The sequence below is a fragment of the Collinsella sp. CLA-ER-H5 genome (assembly GCF_040092375.1).
Classification (GTDB): domain Bacteria; phylum Actinomycetota; class Coriobacteriia; order Coriobacteriales; family Coriobacteriaceae; genus Collinsella.
In genome coordinates this window covers 38,646-50,368 of sequence record NZ_JBBNLR010000018.1, presented here as the reverse complement: position 1 = coordinate 50,368, position 11,723 = coordinate 38,646, and the positions used below count along the sequence as shown (strand labels likewise).

At 59.6% G+C, this 11,723-nt stretch carries 9 protein-coding genes; 3 read left to right on the top strand and 6 right to left on the bottom strand.

Going from position 1 to position 11,723, the window contains the following annotated elements:
* Positions 1 to 258: 258 nt before the first annotated feature.
* From ndk to AAAX31_RS07515, 4 genes are all read right to left on the bottom strand, one after another.
* Positions 259 to 663: a nucleoside-diphosphate kinase gene (ndk, locus tag AAAX31_RS07530; RefSeq protein ID WP_055251725.1), complete on the bottom strand. Its 405-nt coding sequence runs from the start codon at positions 661 to 663 to the stop codon at positions 259 to 261.
* 386 nt (positions 664 to 1,049) lie between these two features.
* Positions 1,050 to 2,480, bottom strand: a complete 1,431-nt coding sequence (gene argH / locus AAAX31_RS07525; RefSeq protein WP_349076745.1) for an argininosuccinate lyase — start codon at positions 2,478 to 2,480, stop codon at positions 1,050 to 1,052.
* Positions 2,481 to 2,598: 118 nt separating this feature from the next.
* Positions 2,599 to 2,769, bottom strand: a complete 171-nt coding sequence (locus tag AAAX31_RS07520; RefSeq protein WP_156961417.1) for a hypothetical protein — start codon at positions 2,767 to 2,769, stop codon at positions 2,599 to 2,601.
* A 233-nt stretch (positions 2,770 to 3,002) separates the two neighbouring features.
* Complete coding sequence (locus AAAX31_RS07515; protein ID WP_117647260.1) at positions 3,003 to 4,229, bottom strand: argininosuccinate synthase; 1,227 nt, start codon at positions 4,227 to 4,229, stop codon at positions 3,003 to 3,005.
* Between the two features lie 554 nt (positions 4,230 to 4,783).
* Between AAAX31_RS07515 and AAAX31_RS07510 the strand changes: the two genes are divergently transcribed.
* Positions 4,784 to 5,611, top strand: a complete 828-nt coding sequence (locus tag AAAX31_RS07510; protein WP_349076741.1) for an HAD family hydrolase — start codon at positions 4,784 to 4,786, stop codon at positions 5,609 to 5,611.
* A gap of 274 nt (positions 5,612 to 5,885) precedes the next feature.
* Here the strand turns inward: AAAX31_RS07510 and polA are convergent, their stop codons facing one another.
* Positions 5,886 to 8,630, bottom strand: a complete 2,745-nt coding sequence (gene polA / locus AAAX31_RS07505) for a DNA polymerase I (RefSeq protein WP_349076740.1) — start codon at positions 8,628 to 8,630, stop codon at positions 5,886 to 5,888.
* A 166-nt stretch (positions 8,631 to 8,796) separates the two neighbouring features.
* Between polA and AAAX31_RS07500 the strand changes: the two genes are divergently transcribed.
* Positions 8,797 to 10,194 (top strand): aminopeptidase, encoded by a 1,398-nt coding sequence (locus AAAX31_RS07500; protein ID WP_349076738.1) that lies wholly within the window; start codon positions 8,797 to 8,799, stop codon positions 10,192 to 10,194.
* A 103-nt stretch (positions 10,195 to 10,297) separates the two neighbouring features.
* The gene (locus AAAX31_RS07495) at positions 10,298 to 11,107 is read left to right on the top strand and encodes a YaaA family protein (RefSeq protein ID WP_117798204.1); all 810 of its coding nucleotides are present in this window, start codon (positions 10,298 to 10,300) and stop codon (positions 11,105 to 11,107) included.
* Between the two features lie 40 nt (positions 11,108 to 11,147).
* On the opposite strand, the gene AAAX31_RS07490 is transcribed toward AAAX31_RS07495, so the two are convergent.
* On the bottom strand, positions 11,148 to 11,663 hold the full coding sequence (locus tag AAAX31_RS07490) for a hypothetical protein (RefSeq protein WP_117637535.1): 516 nt from the start codon (positions 11,661 to 11,663) through the stop codon (positions 11,148 to 11,150).
* Between the last annotated feature and the right edge of the window lie 60 nt (positions 11,664 to 11,723).

Here is an 11,723-nt window from a genome sequence, read left to right as displayed (position 1 = left end):
CATCCATTGGAACACGAGAAGGAGGCAGGTTAAACTGAAGGGACTGACCCCGGAGGAATTCCGGAATCAGTCCCTATGTGCGGCGTAGGCCGCTTATTAGCCCGTCCAAGAATTGGGGCGCAGTTCACATCCGGACGGGGGCTCTTTAGTAGATTTTTGGGACGTACCTTAAAATCTACGGGGATAAAAAGAGCGCCGCGGATGGAGTTCCGCGACGCCCAAGCCACACGCTAACAGCTTTAAGGAGTCAAAGCTGGTTTAGCCAAAGAAACGCTTGATCTCGATCTCGGCGTTCTCCAGGCAGTCGGAGCCGTGGATCACGTTGGCGTTGACATCGACAGCGAAGTCGCCGCGGATGGTGCCGGGGGCAGCATCAAGCGGGTTGGTAGCGCCCATAAGGGTGCGCATCTTGGAGACAGCGGAAAGACCGGAAACGACCATCTTGACGACCGGACCGCTCGTCATAAAGTCGCAGAGACCACCAAAGAAAGGTTTGTCGGCCAGATGGGCGTAGTGCTCCTCGACGGTGGCGCGCTCAAGCGTGGTCATCTCCATGCGCTCGATAACAAGGCCGCTGCGCTCAATGCGAGCAACGATCTCGCCGATCTTGCGATCGCGCACGGCGTCGGGCTTAATCATGATGAAGGTCTTCTCGATAGCCATAAGGTAGCCTTTCAAGTAGGTTCGCGCGTGCCCAAGTCCCATTCCGGCACCCGCCTGGACTGCATCGTAACAGAGTTTTAGCTGCAGTTAAACAAAAAGCTGTTAATTGAAACGCTACAATTAATTGAAGCGTTCCATATGTGTCACTTCTGTTTCGAAGCCCGATTAGAGTACCATCCGACTGCCCATCAACCGCACCGAACCGAGCGGACGGTCGGTTGCCGCCTGTGAACGTACCCCCTTCACAACCTGCCCAAAGGTCCTACAGAAGTTCTCGACAAGCCCCTCCCCCATTACAACAAAATACGGACGCCCACATCAGCAGACGCCCGTAAGAAGCAAAAACCGATTTATCAATAAATGGCTAATAAGCCTCAAGCAAACCCTTACTTTGCCCCGTGGCCCATCTCGACGACCTTGGTCAGCGACCCAAACGTGCCTTCGTCGGCCACGAGCTGTGCCTCGGCACGCTCCAGCTGGAGGGCAACGGCGGCAGGGGCGGTGCCGCCCTCGGTCGTGCGTGCGGCGACAATCGACGGGATGTCGAGCGCCTCGGTAATATCGTGCTCAAAGAGCGGGCTTGCCTCCTGGAACACCTCAAACGGCAGGTCCTCAAGATTGCAGCCGCGCTTCTCGCACATCAGGACCAGATGGCCCACCACGGCATGTGCCTCGCGGAACGGCAGACCGCGCTTGGCCAGGTAATCGGCAACATCGGTGGCGGCAAGGTGCCCCACGCCGCACTCGCGCGCCATGGCATCCTCGTTGACGGTCCAAGTCGAAATCATACCGGCCATAACGGACAGGCACTGCATGAGCGTATGGGCAGTGTCGAGCGCGCCCCCCTTGTCCTCCTGCAAGTCCTTGTTATAAGCAAGCGGCAGGCCCTTCATGGTCACGAGCAGCTGCACCAGGTTGCCATAGACTCGGCCGCTCTTGCCGCGAATAAGCTCGGCAAAGTCGGGATTCTTCTTCTGCGGCATGATGGACGAGCCGGTGGAGTAGGAGTCGGAAAGCGTGATAAAGCCAAATTCGGAGCTCGACCACAGCACGATCTCCTCGGAAAGACGCGACAAGTGCATCGCCATGACGGAGCAGGCGTAATGCAGGTCGAGGAGGAAATCACGGTCGGAAACCGCATCGAGCGAGTTGGGGATTACGCCCGCAAAACCAAGTTCGGCGGCCGTCATCTGACGATCGAGCGGATAGCTCGTACCGGCAAGCGCGGCAGCACCCAACGGGCAGTTGTCGGCAGCATCAAAGGCGGCCTTCAGGCGCGTAAAGTCGCGCGCGAACATCCAGGAATACGCCAGCAGATGATGCGACAGCAGTACGGGCTGAGCATGCTGCATGTGCGTGTAGCCCGGCAGAATCACCTTGTCGTACTTCTTAGCCGCATCCACCAGCACATGGCGCAGCTCAAGATTGGCCTCCATGAGCTCCTTGGCCAGCGCCTTGACGCCCAGGCGTGTGTCGGTCGCCACCTGGTCGTTGCGCGAACGTCCGGTATGCAAGCGCTTACCGGCCTCGCCGATGCGACGCGTCAGCTCGCTCTCGATGGACATATGAATGTCTTCGTCGTTGATGTCGAAGGTGAAGTTGCCGGCATCGATATCCTGTTCGATTCCAGTCAGGCCCTTGGCAATCGCCTGCTCGTCCTCGGCACTGATGATGCCCTGGGCCGCCAGCATTTTGGCATGCGCCTTAGAGCCGGCGATATCCTGCTTATAGAGATGTTTGTCGACCGGCAGCGACGCGCCAAACTCCTGCGTGACCTCGGCCACGCCCGCCTCAAAACGACCGCCCCAAAGAGCCATGGAACCGTCCCCTTTCTCCAAATACCAAAACAAGCGCCCAAAGCAATGCGCCATATCGCTAAAGCGATTTTTCAACCGCTGGTTTTACACATTCCCCGCCGTGCGCGGGACCATGTAGCTAATTTGCAAAGAAGTGACGCGCCATGCACTTGGCGCCCAACGTCTCCCTCCGAATGTTGCCCTGCGAACCATCGATCCAGGCCTTCAGGCTCATAGGAACGTCCTCGACCTTTGCGGCATCGAACTCGGGCGCGAGGGCAAGTAAAGCATGCGCGAAAGCATTGAACATAATGGATACTCCTCATATATATAGGCGCAGAGCTGCCAAATTGATAGAAGGAGCCCCGCCAGACAACCCCGGCGGGGCTCGGACTCAGCCGCAGACGCGGCATCATATATGCGGGCGGAACGTAGGGGCCACCGATGTTAAGAAGTGTCAGCAAGCATAACGAAAGGTAGGGACCCCATGCGCCCGTTATGTATCACGCGGATGGGCCGCGCGGATACCAAGGAAAGGAAGACTTAAGCCTGGGCGGCAGCAGAGCTGGGACCCTGGACCTTAGCCCACGTCTTGAGCGACAGCGTATCGATCTCGATAAAACCGGCGCTGGCCTTCTCGTCAAACGTGGTGTCGCGGTCATAGGTGGCCAGGCCGTAGTCGTAGAGGCTGAAGGGGCTCTTGCGGCCGACGACATGGCAATTGCCCTTAAAGAACTTCAGACGGACGGTGCCGGTCACGAACTTCTGGGTATCGGCCATAAAGGCGTCGAGCGCGTTCTTGAGCGGGCTGTACCACTGGCCGTTGTACACGGCGGTGGCCCAATCCTGCTCGAGCTTAATCTTGGTCTTGAGCAGGTCGCCCTCGACGCAGATATCCTCGAGTGCCTTGTGGGCGGTGATGAGCGTCAGGGCTCCGGGAACCTCATAGCACTCGCGGCTCTTGAGGCCCACCAGACGATCCTCAACCAGGTCGAGACGGCCAAAGCCGTTGTCGCCCGAAATCTTGTTGAGGGCGATGACGATCTCGGAGAGTTTCATCATCTTGCCGTCGACGGCGACGGGCTTGCCGGCCTCAAACTCAATCTCGATATACGTCGGGGTATCGGGCGTGTCCTCGGGATTCTTGGTCATAACCCAGGCGTCGTCGAGTGGCTCATTCCAGGGATCCTCCAGGTGGCCGCACTCAATGGCACGACCCCACAGGTTGTCGTCGATGGAATAGGGGTTGTCGTTGGCACCCTCGGGAACCGGCACGTTGTGGGCGTGAGCATAGGCGACCTCATCGGGACGGCACTTCAGATCCCACTCGCGAACCGGGGCGATAACCTTAAGCTCGGGGTCGAGGGCCTTGACGGCAGCCTCAAAACGAACCTGGTCGTTACCCTTGCCGGTGCAGCCGTGGGCGACGTAGGTCGCGCCAAACTCGTGAGCGACCTCGACGAGCTTCTTGGCGAGCAGCGGGCGAGACAGGGCGGAGAGCAGCGGGTACTTGTTCTCGTACATGGAGTTTGCGGCGATGGCCTTAGTCAGGAACTCATCGGAGAACTCGTCGCGCAGGTCGAGCACCTGGCAATCGAGAACGCCCAGGTCGAGCGCCTTCTGCTTCTTGGCATCCAGGCCGGTCTCCTCCTGGCCCACGTTGCCGCAGACGCAAACGACATCGAGATTCTTCTCGTCTTGGAGCCACTTGACACATACGGATGTATCAAGACCACCGGAATATGCGAGAACGACTTTTTCCTTGCTCATGGCTGTTTCCTTTCGCCCTTGGTAGCTAATTAGAACATCGGTCAGTTGCAAGTCATTTCAAGGTCAAAAACCGTGCAATATCAGGTTAAATAGCAAAAATCAGCACATACATGCCCTAGAAACATGCAGCAATATCGTGCTAAAACCCAACGACCTCAAAATGACTCTGTTGGGGCATTTCACCCCATACGAACAGAGACGATTGTTATCGTCGTCGGGAAATTGCGCGCTGGCGTCGGATGGCATTGTCTGCAGTAGTGATGATCTTTACGAACTGCATCTGCCTCTCCTTTCACCTATCGCCGGGCGCAATTCATATATCGTAAACGGTACCTTTTCCTCGGTAAGCGGTTGTTTTTCCGTCTCCGTTTTCGATGTTCGCTATATTACGCTAAAGTGCCAGCAGCACAAGCGACAAATTCAAATTTCTGAAAATTTTTTTCATTACTTTGTGAATTGCAGTGCAAATACGCTCCGTTCCTGCGACAATACGCTCGGTTACTGGTTGATGGTTATAACGTCTGAAACAATTTCGAAACGAAAGGCGCGCTTTTATGCAAACTTACGAATCGGACACCAATATCGGCAGCATTAAGATTCTCGCCGTTGATATGGACAAGACGCTTCTCACCGACGAGCGTGTACTACCCCAGGGCCTCGACGAGCGCCTGGACAAGCTCGCCGAGGCTGGCATCGTGTTCTGCCCCGCCAGCGGACGCCCTGCCCCCAAGCTCGAGGAGATGTTCGAGGGTATTAAGAACCGCCTTGCTTTTTGTCCCGACAACGGAGCCTGCGTCATCTATCGCGGCAGCTATATCTATAAGAGCAACATCGATGTGGCGCTGTATCAGCAGGTCTTGAGCCGCGCCTCGGAGGATTCTCGCGCCGTCCCCGTCCTATGCTGCTACGACGAGTTCTACGTACTTGCCCGTGACCATCAATACCACGACGAACTCAGCGTCTACTACAACACGATCAACTACGTCGATAGCTTTGAGGGCATTGATATCGAGTCCAACAAGATTTCGATCTTCTTCCCCGCCTACGATGCCGAGCCCGCGTTTCGCGAGAACTACAGCCCCGAGTTCTCGGACAAGCTCTACGTCACCAACGCCGGGCGCGAGTGGATAGACTTTATGAACCTGGGCGTCGACAAGGGGTCGGGCGTCGCGCACCTGTGCGAGCAGCTGGGCATTGATATCGCTGATGCCGCCGCCGTGGGTGATACGTACAACGACATCCCCATGCTGGAGCGCGTCGGGCATAGCTTTATCGTGGATAATGCCGAGGAGCACATGAACGCGCACGCCAAATGGCGCATTCCGAGCAACAACGACGGGGGCGTACTGACGCTCATCGACGCCATCTTGGCGGCTCGTTAACGCAACCTGTCGGACCTGGCCGGGCGACGCGGGTAAGTTTTTCGTTCGGTCAGGTCCTGGGCTCGCTCGAAGGCCACATTAAGTGGCCTTCGGCTCGTGCGGAATCTACGAAAAACTTACCCGCGTCGCCCGGCCAGGTCCTGCGGTGACTTGCTTGCCGCATGGATGGCGTCTTGGCGTCTGGATACTTGGCTGATAGTTTGGAATGAAGGGGGCTCCTTGTTGGCAAGGAGCCCCCTTCTGTTTTGGTTACTTTGGGGTTGTTGGTATGTCTTTACTTGGCATCGGCCCAGGTTATGCCGGTGCTGGCTTCGGCGATTAGGGGAACGCGGAGGTCCACTACGTGCTCCATGACGTCGCGGACCATGGTGGTTAGGCGCTCGACTTCGTTGACGGGGCACTCAAAGTCCAGTTCGTCGTGTACCTGCAAGATCATGTGGGCGGCAAAATCCTCTTCTTCCAGGCGGCGGCTTACGCGGGCCATGGCGATCTTGATGATGTCGGCGGCGGTGCCCTGCATGGGGTGGTTCATGGCCGTGCGCTCACCAAAGCCGCGGAGCTGTGGGTTTTTGACCTTGAGCTCGGGAATATGGCGTCTGCGGCCATACATGGTCTCGGCATAGCCCGTCTGCTTGGCTCGCGCCACCACATTGTCGAGGAACGTGCGCACGCCCGGGTAGGCCTCGTAGTAGCGATCGATCATATCGCGCGCCTCGGCCATCGAGATGTGTAGCGACTGCGACAGACCATAGGCCTGCTGACCGTACACGATGCCAAAGTTCACGGCCTTGGCGCGGCTACGCAGGTCGGGTGTCACCTCGGACACCGGCACGCCAAATACGCGCGCGGCCGTCTCGGCATGGAAGTCCTCGCCCTCGTTGAAGGCGCGCACCAGGTGCTCGTCACCCGAAAGATGCGCGAGCAGGCGCAGCTCGATCTGCGAGTAGTCCACCGCCAAAAAGACGCTGCCCTCGCCCGCCGAGAACGCCGTCTTGACGGTACGCCCCAGCTCCGAGCGCGTCGGAATGTTTTGCAGATTGGGGTCGCTCGAAGACAAACGCCCCGTCGCGGTGATGGTCTGGTTGTACGTGGTGTGCACACGCCCGTCACCACGGCGCAGCGGGCCCAGCGTGTCCAGATAGGTCGACTTAATCTTGGACTTCTCACGCCAGTCCAAAATCAGGCGCACGATCTCGTGGTCGCGGGCAAGGTCGCTCAGCACCTTGGCGTTGGTCGAATAGTAGCCGCGCTTGGTCTTTTTGAGGCCCTTGGTCGGAAGTCCCATAACATCAAACAGCACGTGCGAGAGTTGCATGGGGCTGCCGATGTTAAAGGTCTCGTCGCCGGCCAGGTCGCGAATGCTGCGCTCGACATCGGCAATCTGGGTCGCCAGGCCCTCGGACAGACTGTGCAGGCGGTCGGGGTCCACGAGCATGCCCGCGCGCTCCATCTTGGCAAGCACCGGCACGAGCGGCATCTCGATCCCATCGAACACGTTGGCGGCGTTCTCGCGGGCCATGCGGTCACGCAGCGGTGCAACCAGCGCCAGCGTCAAGGCCGCCGTGCGAGCGGCGGGCGCAGGAGCGTCCTCGCCAGCACCCTCTGCGCCGCGCGCCGCAGGCAGCGCCATCTGCAGATACGTATCGGCCAGATACACCTCGTCAAACTCGGAGCGGTCGGAATCCAACAGATAGGCGGCAACAACGGTATCGAAGATGCGCGTGGAATCGACTGCCAGCGGATCCATGAGCTCGAGCTCAGAAGAATCGATGGGCGAAAGTTCATGCAGAAGCGCCTTCATATCCGGGCTCGCCACACGGCCTTCCATAAACAGACGCGCGAGCACGCCGGCGATCACGCCGTGGGCGAAGTTGAAGCCCTCAACCTCAGCCGCCGCACCGCTGTCGCCCTCCTCGAGCGCAAACAGGCCCTTGGACGTCGCCAACCACAGCGTGCGCGTCAGCCCAAAGAGCGCGCCCTCTTCCTTGTCATCGTCCACCACGGCGGCGACCCACTCGCCGGCATCAATCACGCGGGAGACCTCAGCCGCAACGGCACCAAGCGCGCCAGCATCGCCGCCGGCTGCGCGCAAAACGGCGGGAATCTCAAACGTGCTGGCAGCAGCGCCACCCTCGTCACCGATCAGTGCCAAGAAACGGTTCTGCATGGCGGTGATACCAAGCGTACCCAGCGCCGCGGAAACCTCATCGGCAGAAAACGCCGGGAAGGATGTTTCGTCAAAGTCGAGCTCGACGGGCGCATCGGTGCGAATGGTTGCGACCTTGCGGCTCAGCAGCGCATCGTCGATGTGCGCACGCAGGTTCTCGCCCATCTTGCCCTTGACCTCGTCAGCATGCGCGATGACCTCGTCAAGGCTGCCGTACTGCGCGATGAGCGCGCTCGCCTTTTTGGGGCCGATGCCCGGTACGCCGGGAATGTTGTCCGACGTATCGCCCTTCAGACCGTAAAAATCGGGCACGAGCGCCGGCGTGATGCCGTGATACAGGTCGTCCACGCTCTCGGGCGTCATGATCGCCACGTCGGACAGGCCCTTGCGAGTCGAGACCACGTTGACGTGCTCGGTCACGAGCTGATACATGTCGCGGTCGCCGGTCACCAGCAGCATGTCGCAGCCGGCCTCCTCGCCCAGGCGCGCCATGGTTCCCAGGATATCGTCGCCTTCCCAGCCCTCGGACTGCAAAATGGGCACGTTGAGCGCGGCGAGCAGCTCCTTGATCATGGGGAACTGCGCGTGCAGGTCGGGGTCCATGGGCGGGCGCTGCGCCTTGTACTGCGGCAGCATCTCCATACGCACGCGCGGCTTGCCCTTGTCAAACGCCACGACAACGCCGTCGGGATTAAAGGCATCGATCATCTTGAGGAACATGTTCAGAAAACCAAAGATCGCGTTGGTGGGGCGACCGTCCGGCGCGTTCATGGTCGGCGGCACGGCGTGGAAGGCGCGATGCATGAGCGAGTTGCCGTCGATGACGGCAAAGGTACGGCGCTTGTCAGACATATTGAATACCTCGCTTTGGGCTGGGCACGGTTTGCTCACACCAGTTTACACGCTCCCCGCCCCGCGGCCACCGCACATCAGGCTTCCCTGCCGCCGCGGGCCCGCGCGTGATACGATGGCTCACGGTACATCAACCAGCACGATCGATCCGAAAGGAGCCTGCGTCATGGAGCGTCCCTGCGCATGGAAAAAGTACACGCCACAGCAAATCGAGGAGCTCGAGGAGCTTTGCCGCGGCTATAAGCAGTTTTTGAGCGAGAACAAGACCGAGCGCCTGTGCGTCAAGACCGGCATCAAGATGGCCGAGGAGGCGGGCTACGTCAACCTGGAGACCGTGATCGCCGAAGGCCGCGAGCTCAAGGCAGGCGACAAGGTGTACGCCGCCAACCACGGCAAGGACCTTATGCTCGTCAACCTTGGCACCGCCCCGCTCGAGCAGGGCTTTAACATCTTGGGCGCCCACGTGGACTCGCCGCGCCTGGACCTCAAGCAAAACCCCGCCTTCGAGGCCGGCGACATGGCCTACCTCGACACGCACTACTACGGCGGCGTCAAGAGCTACCACTGGGTGGCCTCCCCGCTCGCGCTTGTGGGCGTCATCTGCAAAAAGGACGGCACCACCGTCGACATCAACATCGGCGACAAAGCTGACGACCCGGTCTTTACCATCTCCGACCTGCTGATCCACCTCTCGAGCGAGCAGATGTCCAAGCCCGCCAAGGACGCCGTCGACGCCGAGATCCTCGACGTGATCGTGGGCGGCCGCCCCGTCAAGTTTGACGAGGACGACAAGGACGCCCCCAAGGAGCCCGTCAAGCAGATGTTCTTGGATATCCTCAAGGAACAGTACGATGTCGAGGAGGAGGACTTCCTCTCCGCCGAGATCGAGGTCGTGCCCGCCGGCCCCGCCCGCGACATGGGTCTCGACCGCTCCATGATTTTGGGCTATGGCCACGACGACCGCGTCTGCGCTTACCCCTCCATGCTCGCCCAGATCAACGTGGCAGACGTCGAGCGTACGAGTATCACGCTCATCGTCGACAAGGAGGAGATCGGCTCCGTGGGCGCCACCGGCATGACGAGCCGTTTCTTCGAGAACACCGTCGCCGAGATCATGACGCTCGCCGGCGAGAGCAGCCCGCTGGCCCTGCGCCGCGCACTCGCCCGCAGCCGCATGCTCTCCTCTGACGTGTCCGCCGGCTTTGACCCGGGCTACGCCGGCAAGTTCGAGACCAAGAACGCCGCCTTTATGGGTCGCGGCCTGTGCTTTAACAAATACACGGGCAGCCGTGGCAAGGGCGGCTCCAACGACGCCGACGCCGAGTATGTGGCCCTCATCCGCGACATCATGGACGAGGCAGGCGTGGACTTCCAGACCTGCGAGCTCGGCCGCGTCAACGCGGGTGGCGGCGGCACCATCGCCTACATCATGGCCGAGTATGGCATGAACGTCATCGACTCCGGCGTTGCCGTCCTGTCCATGCACGCCCTGTGGGAGGTCGCCAACAAGGCCGATATCTACGAGGCCTATCGCGGCTACAAGGCCTTCATCGAGCGCGCGTAACCAACCCTTCATCAGTTGCGGTGAAATACAGACTAACCTGGCCCATAAACGGCCAAAACAGACCGTATTCCACCGCAACTTCCTTTTTGGCAGAGGAGAGTCCATGCTGCAGGTCGTCATTTCGCCCGCCAAGCAGATGCGCGCGGCCCAAGATGCTTTTGAAGTCCTGGGCATCCCACCCTTTGCGCGCGAGACGGCTCGCCTCCACCGCGCACTGCTAGATATCGAGCGGAATGAAGGCAGCGACAGCCTGCAGGCGCTATGGAACGTGAGTGACAAACTGCTGGGGCCTTGCCTCAACACCCTGCATGAGTTCGGGCCCATCCTGAAAAACGGCGATCTCGACAATCCCGCACTCGCCTGTCACCTCTCCCCTGCCGTCATGTCCTACCACGGCATTCAATACCAGAGCATGGCGCCCGAGGTGATGGATTCCGCGCAGCTCGCATGGCTGCAAAGCCACCTGTGGATCCTCTCTGGCCTCTACGGGTGCGTTCGCCCCTTTCATGCCGTGGAACCATATCGGCTGGAAATGGGCGCGAAGCTCGCCGTTGACGATGCCCCAGACCTCTACGCGTTTTGGAGCGACAAGCTCGCGCGGGCTATCGCCCCGGCAGGCTCAAACACCACGATCGTCAACCTCGCCAGCGTAGAGTACGCCAAAGCCGTTCTGCCCCATCTCGCGGGCGACGCCACGGTCGTCACGTGCCTCTTTGGCGAAGGCATCCGCAACGGCAAGCCCATCCAGCGCTCGACCGCCAGCAAAAAGGCACGTGGTTCCATGGTGCGCTGGATGGCAGAAAACAAGCTCGAGGATGTAAGCGGGCTCACCGCGTTTGACGTTGGTTATCGTCACTTTCCCGAGCTTTCAAATAAGAACACTTTGGTCTTCCTGAACGAACAGACCTTGTAGGACCACCGCTACTTTTGAATGTGCTGCCCAGGCACGGCGTCTATTCCGCCAAGCCGTCGGCTTTGGCAACTTCGTTTGTCGAGCCGTCCTGATAGGTAATCTTGACATGCTCCACCTCGGACACCGCAACACCCGTCGGGGGCTCCAAGCGCCATTCCGTCAGCGCGATATCCATAGTCGTAGGCACGTCGCCCTGATTCTTGAGCTTCACCGTCAGCGTTTTGAGCGCCGCATCATACGTCACGCGTTCGATTTCCTCACCAGGAATAGACCCACCGCTCAGCTGAAGCTGGACAAATCCATCGCGCGAATACCAATAGTCGCCCGGCGCGGCAACGGTATTGCCGCCCGTAACCTTCACTGTCATGATCGGCAGGGCATCGTCGGCCTCGAACTCCCATGCAGCGCCGCCGTGACCGCCAAACGTCCAGATACAAAAGGCAATCACCAGCACGGCAAGCACCGCAAAACCGATCGCGACAAGGCCATGGTGCGCACGGCTTTCCTCGGCCGATACATCCCATTGCGTCTCTCGATATAGATGCTTGTCTTCCATGTTCGCCTCCCCACAGGCACGCTCGTTAGGCCAATCGTACCCATTCGAGCTATACTTGAG